Origin of the sequence: Stutzerimonas azotifigens DSM 17556 (assembly GCF_000425625.1) — a bacterium.
GTDB classification, from domain to species: Bacteria; Pseudomonadota; Gammaproteobacteria; order Pseudomonadales; family Pseudomonadaceae; genus Stutzerimonas; species Stutzerimonas azotifigens.
Genome location: NZ_KE384419.1, coordinates 9,632 through 25,154 on the forward strand (window position 1 = coordinate 9,632; position 15,523 = coordinate 25,154).

Sequence of the window (15,523 nt, forward strand, 5' to 3'; positions counted from 1 at the left end):
GGCCCAAGAGCGATCGCCCCGAGGTCGGGCCTCCCACGGCGCGTGCGGCCTCCCACAGGGCGGGTCTAGCGCTCTTTAGACTTCGAAGCCGAGCACGGTGGCCATGGCATCAGCCGAACAGGTGTTGCTTGCGGCGCAGCCAGCGGTAGCCGTACGGGCCGAGGTGCAGCTTCAGCGGGTGGCCCTTGGGCTGTTCGTAGTCGGTGTCGGCCAGCAGGTCGACGAAGTCCTCGAGGTCGCGGTCGTGCACCTCCACGGTCACTTCCTGGTCGGCCAGGTTGGCCAGCATCAGCACCGTGGAGTCATCGTCGTGGCGCACCGCGAACACCGAGGGCGCGTCCACGTCCACCGCCCGGTAACGGCCGCAGCCCACCTCGCGCAGGCCGATGCGGGTACGGATCATGTTGCCGGTCTTGGCCAGCAGCGAGTTGTCGCGCAGGGTCTGCGCATAGACGTTGATCTTCTGGTAGCCGAACGCCCCCTCGTCGATCACCGGCACCACCAGGCGCTCGGCCGGCGCGCAGGAGAAGCCGGCGTTCGGCTCGTTCGACCATTGCATGGGCGTGCGCACCGACAGCCGCTCCTCGCGCGACAGGTCGTCGCCCATGCCGATCTCCTCGCCGTAGCGCACGATGGGTGTGCCCGGCAGCGAGAAGAGGATGGCGTGGGCCATGGCCAGGCGGCGCTCGTCGCCGTCGAGCATCGGCGCCAGGCGGCGGCGGATGCCGCGGTCGTAGGCGCGCATGTCCGGGTCGGGGGCGAAGGCCTGCATGACCTCCTCGCGCTCTTCTTCGGTCAACCGCTCCAGGTCGAGTTCGTCGTGGTTGCGCATCCAGATGGCGTATTGCGCGCGCCGCGGCGGGTCCGGCTGGTGTGTCAGGGCGCGGGCGAGCGGCTCGGCCTGGTTGCGTGCCAGGGCGAGGAAGAAGTGGTTGTTGACCCAGAAGTCCAGCAGCAGGGTCAGCCGGTCGCCTTCGCCGAAATAGTCCTTGTACTGCTGCGGCTCGACGTCCACCTCGCCCAGCAGCACCGCCTCGGGGCGGCGCAGGGTGACGAAGTCGCGCATGTGCTCGAGCAGCCAGTAGCCCTTGTCCGGGTCGCCGCCGCCGGCCTGTTCGATCAGGTGCGAGGCGGCGTCGACGCGAAAGCCGGAGACCCCGAGGCGCAGCCAGAAGGCCATGATCCGCTCGATCTCCTCGACCACCCGCGGGTTCTCCAGGTTCAGGTCCGGCTCGTGGCTGTAGAACAGGTGGCGGTAGTACTGCCCGGCTTCCTCGTCCCAGCTCCAGACGCTGTCCTCGATGGTCGGGAAAATCGGCTCGACCTCATCGTTCGGCTCGTCCGCCCACAGGTAGTAGTCGCGGTAGGGCGAGTCGCGGTCGCGGCGCGCCTGCTGGAACCAGGGGTGCTCGATTGAGGTGTGCTGCACCACCAGCTCGATGATCACGTGCAGGCCGCGTTCCTCGGCCTTTTCCAGCAGCTCGACGACGTCGGCCAGGTCGCCGAAGCGCGAGTCGACCGACAGGTGGTCGCTGACGTCATAGCCGGCGTCGCGAAACGGCGAGCGGTAGAAAGGCATCAGCCAGACGGCCGTGGCGCCGAGGCCGCGGATGTAGTCCAGGCGCTCGCTGATGCCCGGCAGGTCGCCGCAGCCATCGCCGTTGCTGTCGCGGAACAGGGTCGGGTCGATCTGATAGATCACCGCGTTGCGATACCAGAGTGGGCGCATGTCAGCTGTCCTGTGGGCAAAGGAGAAGGGCCTGGCTGGCGGCCAGCCGGCCGGCGTAGGGCTGGCCCTCGCCGCCGCCGTCGCTGGCGATCTGCACCTGCCAGCGGCCGTCGAGCGGGCAGCTCAGCGGCTGGTCGGCGTAGTTGATGACGACGATGCGCCGGTCGCCGCCGTGCTCGCGGCGGTAGGCCAGTACCGACGGCGGCGCATCGAGCTGCGCCCAGCCGCCCAGGCGCAGCGCCGGGCTGTGCCTGCGGGCCTCGATCAGCCGGCGGTACAGCTCGAACACCGAGCCGGGCGCGCCCTGCTGGCGCTCGGCGGCCAGTTCGCCGGCCTGCGGCGGGAACGGCAGCCAGGGCCTGCCGCCGTCCCAGCCGTGCGGCGGCTCGGCGCGCCAGGGAATGGGCGCGCGGCAGCCGTCGCGGCCGCCCGGGTCGACGCGGGTTTCGGCGGTGATCGGCGCGTCCTCCAGCCCGAGCTCCTCGCCCTGGAAGATGAAGGGCGTGCCGCGCAGGGTCAGCAGCATCACCGCGGCGGCCCGTGCGCGGGCCAGCGAACCGCCGTAGCGGGTGCGATGGCGGCGGTTGTCGTGGTTCGACAGCACCCAGGTCGGCCAGGCGTCGGCCGGTTCGTAGAGCCGTTCGATCTCGCCGATGCAGGCCTGGAAGTGCCCGGCGTCCCACTGCGCGTCCAGCGGCAGGAAGTTGAACGACATGTGCAGCTCGTCGCCCTGCCCGTAGTACTGCAGCACCTGGAGGCTGGAGCGGATGTTCACCTCGCCGACCAGCACGCGTTCGCCGGGGTATTCCTCGACCACCCGGCGCAGCCCGCGCAGCACCTCGTGGCTGTAGGCCTGGTCGTTGAAATCGGCGAGCGGGTGGGTCAGGCAGCGCGGCTCGTCGGCGAAGTTCTCGTCCTTGCCGGTGCAGTGCGCCACGTCGATGCGGAAGCCGTCGACGCCACGGTCGAGCCAGAAGCGCAGCACGTCCTGCATGGCTGCGACCACCTTCGGGTTGCGCCAGTTGAGGTCCGGCTGCTGCGGCAGGAACAGGTGCAGGTAGTACTGGCCGGTGTGCGCGTCCCAGGTCCAGGCGCTGCCGGCGTTCAGCGCCGCGCGCCAGTTGTTCGGCCGGTCGCGCCAGATGTACCAGTCGCGCTTGGGATTGTCGCGCGAGCTGCGCGACTCGAGGAACCAGGGGTGCTGGTCGGAGGTGTGGTTGGGCACGAAATCCAGCAGCAGGCGGATGCCGCGCGCGTGGGCCTCGGCGATCAGCCGGTCGATGTCGGCCAGCGAGCCGAACAGCGGATCGATGTCGCGGTAGTCGCTGACGTCGTAGCCGGCGTCGGCCATCGGCGAGCGGAAGATCGGCGACAGCCAGAGCGCCTCGACGCCGAGCTGCTGCAGGTAGTCCAGGTGGCGCAGCACGCCGTTGAGGTCGCCGATGCCATCGCCGTTGCTGTCGGCGAAGGAGCGGGGGTAGATCTGGTAGACGGTCGCGCCTTTCCACCAGGGCTCGGTCTTGGAGTCGCTCATCGCAGGTCCCCTTGCCGGTTTCGAGGGCAGGCCGTCGCGGCCTGTTCGCATGTGACCGGCCTGCGGCTGAGCGGGTTCAGGCTGCCGGTCGTCGCTTCGACGCAACGGGGGGAACGCAGCCGCCATGACCGCACCTAAGGGGGACAGGCACATCACCGGGGAGACCGACATGCTGCGTATCGCCCTCAACGGCTACGGCCGCATCGGCCGCGCGGTCCTGCGCGCACTGTTCGAACGCGAACTGGAAAGCCGCATCCACGTCGAGGCGATCAACGACCTCAGCGAGAACGCCACCCTGGCGCACCTCACGCGCTTCGACTCCACCTTCGGCCGCTTCGCCGGGCAGATCGACGTGCACGACGACGTGATGCAGATCCGCGGCCAGTCGATTCGCCTGCTGGCCGAGAAGGAACCGGCGCAGCTGCCCTGGAAGTCCATGGGCGTGGACCTGGTGTTCGAGTGCACCGGGCGCTTCAAGAAGCGCAAGGACATCGACCAGCACCTCGCCGCGGGGGCGCCGCGGGTGCTCGCCTCGCACCCGCTGGACGGCGCCGACCTGACGGTGGTCTACGGCGTCAACCACCACCTGCTCGACGCCCGGCAGCAGGTGGTCTCCAACGCCTCCTGCACCACCAACTGCCTGGCGCCGCTGGCCAAGGTGCTGCACCAGACCATCGGCATCCGCCAGGGCCTGGTGAACACCGTGCATTCCTACACCAACGACCAGAACCTGCTGGACAAGACCCACCGCGACCTCTACCGCGCCCGGGCGGCGGCGCTGTCGATGATCCCCAGCACCACCGGCGCGGCCAAGGCCATCGGCCTGGTGCTGCCGGAGCTGGCCGGGCGGCTGGACGGTCTGGCGGTGCGGGTGCCGACGCCGAACGTCTCGGTGGTCGACCTCACCTTCACCGCCGAGCAGCCGCCGGCCAGCGCCGAGGTGGTCAACACCGCCCTGCGCGAGGGCGCCCGGCAGTTCCCGCTGGGGGTGATGGAGTGCAACGAGCTGCCGCTGGTCTCCAGCGACTTCAACGGCTACCCGGTGTCCTGCGTGGCCGACCTCAACCACACCCGCGTACAGGGCGAACTGGTCAAGGTGCTGGCCTGGTACGACAACGAATGGGCCTTCGCCAACCGCATGATCGACGTGGCGCTGGCCTGGGCGGAGGCGGCCAGGAGAGAGTGAGCGATTCGCCGTCGAGACCGCTCCCACAAGGACAGTGCCAAGTCCTGTGGGAGCGGTTTTGACCGCGACAATGGTTTCTCCTGAGGGAGCTGGCCTCGGTCGCAGGCAGCCTGCTCCTACACATACGCCGATGCGCGGGGCTTTCCCTTCTCCCTCCGGGAGAAGGTGGCCCGCAGGGCCGGATGAGGGGCGAAGGTGCCGAGCGTCTGGCGCTCGACCGCGATAATCACTTCTCCACGAACGCTCGCTCGATCACATAGTCGCCGGACACGCCCTGGCTCGGCGAGGCTTCGAAGCCGAGGGCGTCGAGCTGGCCGGTGAGGGTGTCGAGCATCGCCGGGCTGCCGCAGAGCATCACCCGGTCGGTCTCGGGGTTGAGCCGCGGCAGGCCGAGGTCGTCGGTGAGCCTGCCGGTCTCGATCAGGGTGCTGATGCGCCCGGTGTTGCGGAACGGCTCGCGGGTCACCGTCGGGTAGTAGAGCAGCTTGGCGCGCACTTCCTCGCCGAGGAATTCGTGCGCCGGCAACTCGTGGGTCAGGTAGTCGTGGTAGGCCAGTTCGCTGACTTCGCGCACGCAGTGCACCAGCATGATTTTCTCGAAGCGCTCGTAGGCCTCGGGGTCGCGGACGATGCTCATGAAGGGCGCAAGCCCCGTGCCGGTGCCGAACAGGTACAGGTGCCGGCCGGGGCGCAGGTCGTGCATCACCAGGGTGCCGACCGGCTTGCGGCTGACGAAGATCGGGTCGCCGGCCTTCAGGTGCTGCAGGCGCGAGGTGAGCGGGCCGTCGGGCACCTTGATGCTGAGAAATTCCAGGTGCTCGTCGTGGTTGGCGCTGACGATGCTGTAGGCGCGCAGCAGCGGCTTGCCTTCCACGCCGAGGCCGATCATCACGAAGTGGCCGTTTTCGAAGCGCAGGGCCGGATCGCGGGTGGTTCGGAAGCTGAACAGGGTGTCGTTCCAGTGATGGACGCTGAGAACGCTTTCGGTGCCGAGTGCGGACATGGGTCGACCTCCAATGGTTGCGATAAAAGAGCAGGGCGCGGGCGGGCCGTTCAGGCCAGCCGCTCGCTGATGTCGCGCAGGTAGCCCCAGGGGTAGAGGCCGCGGAAATGGCCGTCGCTGAAGTACAGCTGCAGGCCGCTGACGCCGGACAGCTCCAGGCGGTCGATGCCGACCTCGGCGTCGATCAGGGTCAGCGCGCCGCGCTGCTGGGCGAGCTGGCAGTTCGAGCAGGCGCAGGCCTTGCGCAGGGCCAGACAGCTGACCTCGCTGTGCAGGCCGTCCGGCCAGGTCAGTTCGAGGGTCCTGCGCGCGCGGCGCAGGCGGATTTCCTTCGGCGCGGCGGTGACCTGCTGCGGCGCGGTGGCGAATGAGGCGGTGGCGGCGTTCATGCGTGAGCTCCCGGGGCGTCGGGCCCCTAGCGGTGTTCGAAGGTGACGAGCGACAGCGGCCGGCGCCAGGGCTCGCCGCTCAGCAGCAGCGCCGGCACTTCCGGGCTGCGCAGGCGGGCGAGCGGTGTCTCCGGCGGCCGCGCACTGCCGAGCACCGCGGCGGCGATCGCCAGCAGCGCCAGCAGGGCGTGGCGCAGCCCACTCGTCATGACAAGTTGGGGCATGCTTCAGCGCTCCAGGAACTGCAGCTTGCCGCCCCGGTCGACCCAGTCCTCGGCTTCGGCCAGCGGCTGGCCGGTCTGGGTGATCACCGGCCAGACCTCGGCCAGTTCGGCGTTCAGCTCGATGAAGTGCGCCTGATCCGGCGGGATCTGGTTGTCGGCGAAGATCGCGTCGGCCGGGCACTCCGGCGCGCAGAGGCTGCAGTCGATGCAGGTCTCGGGGTTGATCACGAGGAAGTTCTGGCCCTCGTGGAAGCAGTCGGCGGGGCAGACCTCCACGCAGTCGGTGTACTTGCAGCGGATGCAGTTTTCGGTAACGACGTAGGTCATGTTCGGTGACTCCTCAGGATCGCCAGCCCCTCACCCCAGCCCTCTTCTCCGAGGGGAGAGGGGGCAAAAGGGCGTGCGGGGCTCAGGCGGCAGCGTCGAGTTTCGACATGGCCCAGCGGGCCAGCTTGCGCACGTCCGGATCGGGATCGTCCATGGCCGCTTCGACGAAGGGCCGGCCGTCGTTGTGGGCGATGGCGCCGAGCGCGCCGATGGCGGCCTTGCGCAGGTTGCTCATGGGGTCGCGGGCGCAGACGCCGAGCGCCGGGATGGCGCCGACGGAGCCGAGCTTGCCGAGCGCATCGACGGCCTTCTCGCGGACCTGCCAGAAGCTGTCGTGGGTGGCTTCCACCAGCGGCTGCAGGCCGGCCTGGTAATCCAGCTTGCCGATGCTCACCGCAGCCTCGACGCGCACCTGCCAGTGTTCGTCGTGGAGGATGCCGATCAGCGTCGGGCCGACCCGCTCGGGGCTGGCGTAGACCAGCGCGCCGGTGGCGGCGCGGCGCACCTCGGCGTCCTCGTCGTGCTGGGCGCGCTCCATCAGCGCCGGCAGGTTCTCGGTCTGCCTGAGCCAGCCGATCACCGCCACCGCCTCGCGGCGCACGCCCGGGTCGGCATGCCGGAGGCGCTGCAGCGCCGGCGCCTGGGCCCCGGCATTGCGCAGCGGCTTGAGCGCGCGCAGGATGCCGGCGATGACGAAGGGGTCGTCGCTGCCCTCCAGCGCTTCGAGCAGCGGCACGGCGGCGGCCGGGTCCTTGAGGTCGGCCAGGGCGTGGGCGGCGGCGTTGCGCACCACCTCGTCGCTGTCCTGCAGCGCGGCGATCAGGGCGTCGGCGATATCCGCAGCGTCGAACTCGTCGACCACCTTGGCCGCCTCCTGGCGCACCGCCGGGTCCGGGTCGTTCAGCGCCAGGATCAGCAGCTCGGCGGCTTCCGGCTCGCCGCAGTCGACCAGCTCGAGCACCGCCACGCGGCGGATGCCCGGGTCGCTGGAGGCGAGGTTGTCGGCGATCTCCTGCAGCATGGGGTCGTCGTAGGTCTTCATGGGCAGGCCCTCAGCGCAGCAGGTAGGGGATGTTCACTTTCACCGCATCCGTCGGGCAGTCCGCCTCGCACGGCATGCAATACCAGCATTCGTCGTACTTCATGTGCGCCTTGCCGGTGTCCTCGTTGATCCACAGGACATCCAGCGGGCACACCTCGATGCACACGCGGCAGCCCTTGTCGGCGATGCACTTGTCCTCGTCGACGATGACCGGGACGGCGGAGCGGTGGTTGGCTACGGGCATGGGGTTTTCCTCGAATCAGGCGTTGTCAGGTTGGTTGCGGGAGCCGTCCCGACCGCGAGCGGGTCGTGAAAAGCGCGCGGTCCAGACCGCTCCCACGGGTGCATCAGCCGTTGGCGGCCCTCTTCACGCGCAGCCGGTTGTAGGCGTCCTTCTCCTCGCCCAGCGGCACGATGTAGTCGGCGATCGGCCGCTTGCCGTGGGCCATGCGGCCGTCGGCGTCCTTGAACAGGCGGGTGTGGCAGAACCACTCGGCGTTGTCCTGCTCGGGGCAGTCGACCCGGTAGTGGTACAGGCCCCAGCGCGATTCGGTGCGGTACAGCGAGGCGCGCGCGGCCATCTCGGCGCAATCGATGATCGATTGCACTTCCAGGGCGCGGAGCAGTTCGTGGGGGTCGGAGGCGGCCAGCCTGGGCACGTCCTCGCGCACGGCGAGGATGCGCTCGAGACCGATCTCCATTTTCCTGGTCACCTTCGGCGGCTGCAGGTAGTCGTTCACCAGTCGGCGCACCTTGTATTCCATCTGCTCCGGCGGGATGCCGTCGGTGACCTTCAGCGGCGCCTGGATGCGCGCCAGCTCCCCGGCGATGAAGGCCTCGTCCAGCTGCGGAACGTCGTGTTCCTTGGCGAAGGCGGCGGCGTTCTCGCCGCAGATCTGCCCGTAGACGAAGGCGCCGAGCATGTAGTTGTGCGGCACCGAGGCCATGTCGCCGGCAGCGAACAGCCCGGGCACGGTGGTCGCGCCCGTCTCGTCGGTCCACACGCCGGAGGCCGAGTGGCCGGAGCAGAAGCCGATCTCGGAGATGTGCATCTCCACCATGCGCTGGCGGTAGTCGACGTGGCGGCCCTGGTGGAAGCGCCCGCGCGAGGGACGCTCGTTGGTGTGCAGGACGGTCTCGATCTCCTGGATGGTTTCCTCGGCCAGGTGGTCGAGCTTGAGGAACACCGGGCCGGTGCCGGATTCGAGCTCCTTGAAGAACTCCAGCATCATCTGTCCGGACCAGTAGTCGCACTCGATGAAGCGCTCGCCGTAGGCGTTGGCGGTGAAGCCGCCGAGCGGGCCGGTGACGTAGGCGCAGGCCGGGCCGTTGTAGTCCTTGAGCAGCGGGTTGACCTGGAAGCACTCGAGGTTCGCCAGGTCGGCGCCGACGTGATAGGCCATGGCGTGGCCATCGCCGCAGTTGGCCGGGTTCTCGTAGGTGCCGAACAGGTAGCCGGAGTTCGGCAGGCCGATGCGCCCGGCGGCGCCGGTGGCCATGATCACCGCCTTGGCGCGGATGATGATCGGCTCGGCGGTGCGGGTGTTCACCCCGATCATGCCGGCGATGCGGCCGCTGGCGTCCTTCAGCAGGCGGGTGGCGACGAAGCGGTTCTCGATCTCTATGCGCATGCGCCGCAGGCGGCGGTAGAGGATCTTCTTGACGTTGTGGCCCTCCGGCATCGGCAGCACGTAGGTGCCGAGGTGGTGGACCTTCTTCATGTCGTAGTCGCCGGTCTCGTCTTTCTGGAAGTGCACGCCCCAGGCGTCGAGCTTCTCGATCATCGGGAACGAGCGGGTGGCGTAGGCCATCAGCGCCGGCTGATGCACCACGCCGTCGTTGGCGATGGTGATTTCTTTGACGTACTGCTCCGGGGTGGCGTGGCCGGGGACCACCGCGTTGTTGAGCCCGTCCATGCCCATGGAGATGGCGCCCGAGCGCTTGACGTTGGCCTTTTCCAGCAGCAGCACCTTGAGGGTCGGGTCCTGCTCCTTGACGGTGACGGCGGCCATCGGGCCGGCGGTGCCGCCGCCGATCACCAGCACGTCGGTCTCGATGACGGGGATGTCGTGGATCGTGGTCATGGTGGTCTCCTCTATTTCCGGTCCACCCGGAACTGGTACTTGAAGGCGTCGCCGCGGTAGCACAGGTATTCGAAATCGATGGGCCGGCCGGCCCGGTCGTGGGTCAGCCGCTCGACGCGCAGGATGGGTTCGCCGGCCTTCAGGCCGAGGCCGTGCTGGTGTTCCTCGCCGGCCAGGGTGGCGTCGAGGCCGATGTCGGCGTGCCCGAGGGCGATGCCGAAGCGGTTTTCCAGCATCGGGAAGATGTCGCCGGACAGGTCCAGGCCGAACAGCCGCCGGCCGATGTCCAGCGGGAAGTAGCTGTTCTCCACGCAGACCGGCGCGCGGTTGAGGAAGCGCACGCGCCTGACCTCCACCACTTCCTCGCCGGGCGCCAGCCGCAGCGCGGCGGCGACGGCCTTCGGCGGCTTGTGCTCCTGGATCGACAGCAGCCGCGCGGTGGCCTCGTAGCCCTGGGCGGCCATGGCCTCGCCAAAGCCCTGCAGGCGTTGCACGTTCTGCACCGCCTTCGGCTTGCTGACGTAGGTGCCCTTGCCCTGGGCGCTGAACACCAGGCCCTCGTTGTGCAGGTCGCGCAGCGCCTGGCGGATGGTGATGCGGCTGACGCCGAAGGCGTTCATCAGCTCGTTTTCCGAGGGCAGCCGCTCGTGCACGGCGTAGGTGCCCTCGAGAATCTTGCGTCGCAGGTCGTCGCGGATCTGCACGTACAGCGGCAGCGGCGACTGGCCGGGGGCGAAGGATTCGAGACGGGTCATGGGCGTGCCTCCGGCCTGTCATGACAGGTCATGTCGAGCGTGGGTGCGAAGGAACGGGGCGTGTGCATGGCTCAGCCTCCGTTCTGCTGCTGGAAGGCGCGCAGGGTTTCCTGACGGATCAGGTCCAGGCACTGGCGCTTGTAGTCCATGAACTCGGCGCTGGTGAGCAGCGTCTGCTCGCGCGGCCGCGGCAGCTCGACACGGATGTCGGCGATGATCCGGCCGGGGCTGGCGCTCATCACCACGATGCGGTCGGAGAGGAATACCGCCTCGTCGATGTCGTGGGTGACGAACACCACGGTGTTGCGGAACTCGCGCCAGATCTCCAGCAGGTTCTCCTGCATCATGATCCGGGTCTGTGCATCGAGCGCGCCGAACGGCTCGTCCATCAGCAGCACGCTGGGGTAGTTGGCCAGCGCGCGGGCGATGCCGACGCGCTGCTGCATGCCGCCGGAGAGCGTGCCGGGGTAGGCGTCCTCGAAGGCTGCCAGGCCGACCAGCGAGAGGAAGGTGCGCGCCACGCTGGTCGCTTCCTGGCGGCCGACGCCGGCCATCAGCGGGCCGAAGGCGACGTTCTCGCGCACCGTCTTCCAGGGGAACAGCGAATGCTGCTGGAACACCATGCCGCGGTCCGGCCCGGGGCCGGCGACCGGCTGGGCGTCGACGCTGAGGGTGCCGCGGGTCGGCTGGACGAAGCCGGCGATGGCGTTGAGCAGCGTCGACTTGCCGCAGCCCGAGGGGCCGAGCAGGCAGACGAACTCGCCGGGGCGGATGTCCAGTTCGGCGTTCTGCACCGCGGCGCGCTTGCCGCCGTTGTGGTCGAACTCGATGCTCAGGCCGCGCACGCTGACGTGGCCGCGGCCTTCGCCCTTGGCGCTGGCCCTGGACCGCAGGCGGCTGTGGTCGAGGATGGCGAGACGGTTGTCGGATACCACGGCGTTCATGGCCGGCCCCCCTTCGCTTGCCAGCGCAGCAGCGGCGTGCAGGCCTTGCGCACGAGCAGCGTGCTGAGGGTCCCGAGGCCGCCGATGGTGAGCATGCCGATGATGATTTCTGGGTACTGCACCAGGGTGTAGGAATTCCAGGTGAAGTAGCCGATGCCGTACTGGCCGCTGATGATTTCCCCGGCCAGCAGGGAGAACCAGGCCACGCCCATGCCGATCGCCAGGCCGGCGACGATGCTCGGCATGGCCCCGGGGATCACCACGTGCCAGAGGATCGCGCGATTGTTCGCGCCCAGGCTGCGGGCGGCGCGCACCAGCACGTCCGGGGTCTGCTCGACGCCGTGCACGGTGTTCAGCACGATCGGGAAGAAGGCGCCGAGGAAGGTGATGAAGACGATGCTCGACTGTTCGGTCGGCAGCATCAGGATCGCCAGCGGAATCCAGGCCACCGCCGGGATCGGCCGGAACAGCTCGATGTACGGGAGGATGATGTCCTCGGCCCAGCGCGAGCGGCCGATCAGCACCCCGGTGAGCACGCCGAGCACCACCGCGTAGGCGTAGGCCAGGGCCACGCGCCCGAGGCTGTGGGCGATGTGCAGGTAGAAATCGCGGCTGGCCAGCTCGGCCAGCAGGGTCTGGCCGACCACCAGCGGCGCCGGGACGTTCTCGAAGTTGACGAAGAAGTTGAAGCCGGTGACGGTCGCCACGTGCCAGACGACCAGCGCCATCAGCAGGGCCAGGGCACGGACCAGGTAGCGCCCGGTCATCGCCGGCAGGCGTCGGCGCGGCAGGGTGACGGCGGGCGCGTCGGCCGGGCTCGGCGCGGCGGCCAGCCGGGGCGTCGGCAGCGGCGCCGGCGTGGGCTCGGCGGGTTCGAACGCGGGGTTGGGTTTGACACTCATCGGGTGATCCTCGGCTGCAGGGTTCGCTCGCGCCCGCCAGGGGCGCGGGCTGGCGTCGTCAGTCCAGCATCGCGACCGGCTGGCCGCTCAGCAGCGCGCTGCCGCTGTTCTGGGCGATGTGTTGCTCCGAGTCGCTCTTCTTCATGAAGGCCACCACTTCGCCGCTGGGGTCCTTGACCAGGTAGGCGGCCTTGCCGAACAGCTTCAGGCCGCTGAGGTTGTCGTAGACGTAGGTGGCGTTGATCGCCTGGCCGGCCTCCCTGGCCTGCCGCTCGGCGGCGAGCATCTCGGCAGTGCTGTCGTAGGCGACGATGCCCCGCTCGGCGAACCAGATCTCGGCGGGCTTGCGGCCTTCGGCGCGCGGCGCCGGGCTGACCACGCTGGCGACCAGGGCGGCGTAGTCCAGGCCCATGTCGGCGTAGGCCTTCTTCAGGTAGCTGTCGTCGATCCAGGTGGCGAAGTCGAGGTCGGGAACGTCCTTTTCCTTCTGCAGCAGCGCATGGTCGTACTTCATCGCCTCGATCCACTGCGGCTTGATGCTCGCCTCCATGGTCGAGATGCCGCCCTCGCTGAAGTAGAGGTAGAGCACCTCCTTCTCCACGCCGGTCCATTCGGCGACCTGGGTGGCGGCGCGCATGGGATCGTCCTGGATCCACTTCTGCGCCTCCAAGGTGGCCTTCAGGACCGCCTCGACCACTTCCGGGTACTGCTTGGCGAAGGCCTCGCGAACGACGGTGCCGTGGAAGGTGGGAATGCCGGCCTCGCTGCCGTCGTAGATCTTCCGCGCGGTGCCGCGGAATTCCATGATCTCCGACCAGGGGCAGAAGTCGGCATGCGCGTCGATCTTGCCGGCGGCGATGTTGGCCGCGCCCACCGGCGGGCTCTGGTTGACCAGGGTGACCTGGTCGGCCAGCCCGGCATCGCGCAGCACCTTCAGCGTCATGCCCCAGGCGGCGCTGCCGACGGGGGTGGAGAGGCTCTTGCCGGCGAGGTCGGCGAGCGACTGCACCGGCGAGTCCTTCGGCACCACGATGCCGTTGCCGGTGCCCTTGAGGTTGTAGCCGGTGACCGCGATGAAGCGGGTCTGCTGCTTGCCGGTTTCCTGGAACTTGGCGCCGTTGACGATCAGCGGGTAGTCGCCCATGACGCCGAACTCGAGCTTGCCGGCGAGCATCTGGTTGGTGATCGGCGGGCCGGAATCGTAGTCGCGGAAGACGATCTGGTAGTCGGCGTCCTCGTACTTTCCGGTGGTCGGCAGGTACTTGTCGATCAGTGCCAGCTTTTCCAGCACGATGCCGCCGGAGACGGTGTTGGTGACCATGCTCTGATGGCCGATCCCGATGCGGATGGTCTCTGCGGCCAATGGCCCCGAGAGCGCTACCGAACCGAGCAGGGTGGTCGCGAGAAGGCTTTTCCGGTTGATCATGGCTGTGCACCTTGTCTGATGGGCAACTTGTACTAACAGGCCATAACGCCTGCCCTGAAAGGTGCAGTGGGCGTGCCACGTCCTGCGTGGCGAGCGCTATCTCCCTGTTTTCCATGAGCAAAGGAACGCCCGGGCGGACCGAACGGTCAGCCTCCGCGAGGCGCCCTGATGCGCGTCACTGGTGCGCACCAGGAGCGTTCGATCCACGCCGGCGCACCCGTTCGTCGGGCGCTTAGGACAAGTAGTGCAAGCCGTGCCGGGGAATCTTTCCGCCTCGCTCGCTGCCTTAGCACTGGGGTCGGCGCCGGGTGGGGACGCCCGAAAGGCAGCAGGCTGCTCAGCACGCAAGGGAACCGATGCGCACAACGACAATCGCCACACTGATGCTCACCGGGCTGCTCGGCCCGGCGCTGGCCGCGCCGCTGCCACCGCCGGTGGGCTACGTCATGACCGAGCGGGAACCGGCCTATCTCGTCGCCCGCGGCAATCCCACCGAGGCCCGGGTCGGCCAGGCGCTGGTGGTCGGCAGCGCCCTGCAGACCGGGCGCGGCGGGGCGCTGGGAATCACCTTCGAAGACGGCACGCGGCTGGCGCTGGGCCCCGACAGCGAGGCGGAACTGCTGGAATACCGCTTCGATCCGGCGAACGACCGCCTGGCACTGTACCTGCGCATGCGTCGCGGCACCCTGAGCCTGGAGCCGGGCCGGCTGGCGCGGCTGCATCCGGATGCCCTGCGCATCGAGACCGGCCGTGGCGTGATCAGCGTGCAGGACGCGCGCATGCTGCTGAAGGTGGGGCCATGACCAGGGGGGTGCCGAGGGCGGGGCTGCTGCTCGCGCTGGCGCTGCTCACCGGTTGCGCCAGTTCCGGCTATCTGGTGCTGCAGCCGGCCGAGCAGGGCCCGGACGGCAGCCTGACGCTGGAAACCGCCAGCGGCCCCTACGTGCTGCAGACGCCGGGCCAGGCGCTGGCGTTGTCGGCGTCGCGGCCCTGGGTGTTCCAGCCGGGCGGCGGCCAGCTCGAGCGTGACTTCACCGCGGCACGCGCGGCCTTGCCGCCGCCGGTGGAGCGCTACCAGCTGTATCTCGACGAATCCGGCAGCCACCTCAGCGAGCGCTCGCTGGCCAATCTCGATTATCTGCTCCGGCGCATCCAGCGGCGCGCGCCGGTGGCGGTGTCGGTGATTGGCCACACCGACCGCCTCGGCCCTGCCGAGGTGAACGCGCGCATGGGCCTGCTGCGTGCCCAGCGGGTCGCCGACCTGCTGCGCGCACGCGGGGTGGAACGGCTGGGGATACTGGAGTTGCAGGTGCGCTCGCACGGGGAGCGCGACCTGCTGGTGACCACGCCGGACGCCACGGCCGAGCCGCGCAACCGGCGGGTGGAGGTGCTGCTGCGCTAGCCGCCGCTCACTCGAGCACGAGGATGGCGTCCATCTCCACCTGCGAGCCCTTCGGCAGCGCGGCCACGCCGATGGCGGCGCGCGCCGGGTAGGGCTGCTGGAAGTAGCGGCTCATCACCTCGTTGACGGTGGCGAAGTTGCCCAGGTCGGTGAGGAAGATGTTCAGCTTGGCGATGTCGGCCAGCGAGCCGCCGGCCGCTTCGGCCACCGCCTTGAGGTTCTCGAACACCTGCACGGCCTGGGCCTCGAAGCCCTCGACCAGCTCCATGCTGGCCGGGTCGAGCGGAATCTGCCCGGAGAGGTAGACGGTGCTGCCGACCTTGATCGCCTGCGAATAGGTGCCGATGGCGGCCGGGGCCTTGTCGGTGGAAATGACGGTGCGGGGCATGCGGGGGCTCCTTGGCTTGCGTGGTATGAGCAGGCAAGGATAAAGCAGGCGGGGATGAAAAGCCGACAAATGCGCAGAAGGCTGGAGGTAAGAGGTAAGAGGTAAGAGGCTGGAATGCTGGAATGCTGGAATGCTGGAAGGCTGGACGAAAAGTCCGCCCCGAGCGCAGTGCTGTTCATTCAGGAAAC

17 protein-coding genes are annotated in these 15,523 nt (G+C 68.9%); 3 read left to right on the forward strand and 14 right to left on the reverse strand.

Annotation, left to right across the window (positions count from 1 at the left end):
- Positions 1–109 precede the first annotated feature (109 nt).
- A complete protein-coding gene (locus tag H610_RS0120455; protein ID WP_028241395.1) occupies positions 110–1,729 on the reverse strand; it encodes an alpha-amylase family protein in 1,620 nt (539 codons plus the stop codon).
- Between the two features lies 1 nt (position 1,730).
- A complete protein-coding gene (locus H610_RS0120460; protein ID WP_028241396.1) occupies positions 1,731–3,263 on the reverse strand; it encodes an alpha-amylase family glycosyl hydrolase in 1,533 nt (510 codons plus the stop codon).
- 169 nt (positions 3,264–3,432) lie between these two features.
- Here H610_RS0120460 and gap point away from each other — a divergent pair, with 169 nt between their 5' ends.
- Positions 3,433–4,449, forward strand: a complete 1,017-nt coding sequence (gap, locus tag H610_RS0120465) for a type I glyceraldehyde-3-phosphate dehydrogenase (RefSeq protein ID WP_028241397.1) — start codon at positions 3,433–3,435, stop codon at positions 4,447–4,449.
- Between the two features lie 226 nt (positions 4,450–4,675).
- On the opposite strand, the gene H610_RS0120470 is transcribed toward gap, so the two are convergent.
- The 11 genes from H610_RS0120470 to H610_RS0120520 form a co-directional block, all read right to left on the reverse strand.
- Positions 4,676–5,452 (reverse strand): ferredoxin--NADP reductase, encoded by a 777-nt coding sequence (locus tag H610_RS0120470; protein ID WP_028241398.1) that lies wholly within the window; start codon positions 5,450–5,452, stop codon positions 4,676–4,678.
- A 50-nt stretch (positions 5,453–5,502) separates the two neighbouring features.
- Positions 5,503–5,841 carry a DUF971 domain-containing protein gene (locus H610_RS24320; protein WP_043239239.1) on the reverse strand — a complete coding sequence of 113 codons (339 nt, stop codon included), beginning with the start codon at positions 5,839–5,841 and terminating at the stop codon, positions 5,503–5,505.
- A 26-nt stretch (positions 5,842–5,867) separates the two neighbouring features.
- Positions 5,868–6,065: a hypothetical protein gene (locus tag H610_RS0120480; protein WP_028241399.1), complete on the reverse strand. Its 198-nt coding sequence runs from the start codon at positions 6,063–6,065 to the stop codon at positions 5,868–5,870.
- A gap of 3 nt (positions 6,066–6,068) precedes the next feature.
- The gene (gene fdxA, locus H610_RS0120485; protein WP_028241400.1) at positions 6,069–6,392 is read right to left on the reverse strand and encodes a ferredoxin FdxA; all 324 of its coding nucleotides are present in this window, start codon (positions 6,390–6,392) and stop codon (positions 6,069–6,071) included.
- A gap of 82 nt (positions 6,393–6,474) precedes the next feature.
- Positions 6,475–7,434: a HEAT repeat domain-containing protein gene (locus H610_RS0120490; protein WP_028241401.1), complete on the reverse strand. Its 960-nt coding sequence runs from the start codon at positions 7,432–7,434 to the stop codon at positions 6,475–6,477.
- 10 nt (positions 7,435–7,444) lie between these two features.
- Entirely contained in the window at positions 7,445–7,678 is a 234-nt protein-coding gene (locus tag H610_RS0120495; RefSeq protein WP_028241402.1) for a 4Fe-4S dicluster domain-containing protein, read from the reverse strand.
- Positions 7,679–7,781: 103 nt separating this feature from the next.
- A complete protein-coding gene (locus H610_RS0120500) occupies positions 7,782–9,518 on the reverse strand; it encodes a fumarate reductase/succinate dehydrogenase flavoprotein subunit (protein WP_028241403.1) in 1,737 nt (578 codons plus the stop codon).
- A gap of 11 nt (positions 9,519–9,529) precedes the next feature.
- Positions 9,530–10,273, reverse strand: coding sequence for a GntR family transcriptional regulator (locus H610_RS0120505; RefSeq protein WP_028241404.1), 744 nt, complete (start codon positions 10,271–10,273; stop codon positions 9,530–9,532).
- A 71-nt stretch (positions 10,274–10,344) separates the two neighbouring features.
- A complete protein-coding gene (locus H610_RS0120510; protein ID WP_084166516.1) occupies positions 10,345–11,217 on the reverse strand; it encodes an ABC transporter ATP-binding protein in 873 nt (290 codons plus the stop codon).
- A complete protein-coding gene (locus H610_RS0120515; RefSeq protein ID WP_043239242.1) occupies positions 11,214–12,119 on the reverse strand; it encodes an ABC transporter permease in 906 nt (301 codons plus the stop codon). The genes H610_RS0120510 and H610_RS0120515 overlap by 4 nt, the downstream gene beginning before the upstream one ends.
- 58 nt (positions 12,120–12,177) lie before the next feature.
- Entirely contained in the window at positions 12,178–13,545 is a 1,368-nt protein-coding gene (locus H610_RS0120520) for an ABC transporter substrate-binding protein (protein WP_028241407.1), read from the reverse strand.
- Positions 13,546–13,901: 356 nt separating this feature from the next.
- On the opposite strand from H610_RS0120520, the gene H610_RS0120525 reads away from it, so the two are divergent.
- Positions 13,902–14,348, forward strand: a complete 447-nt coding sequence (locus tag H610_RS0120525) for a FecR domain-containing protein (RefSeq protein WP_028241408.1) — start codon at positions 13,902–13,904, stop codon at positions 14,346–14,348.
- Entirely contained in the window at positions 14,345–14,947 is a 603-nt protein-coding gene (locus tag H610_RS0120530) for an OmpA family protein (RefSeq protein WP_028241409.1), read from the forward strand. Before H610_RS0120525 ends, H610_RS0120530 begins: the two co-directional genes overlap by 4 nt.
- 7 nt (positions 14,948–14,954) lie before the next feature.
- Here the strand turns inward: H610_RS0120530 and H610_RS0120535 are convergent, their stop codons facing one another.
- Complete coding sequence (locus H610_RS0120535) at positions 14,955–15,335, reverse strand: RidA family protein (RefSeq protein WP_028241410.1); 381 nt, start codon at positions 15,333–15,335, stop codon at positions 14,955–14,957.
- Positions 15,336–15,523: the final 188 nt, after the last annotated feature.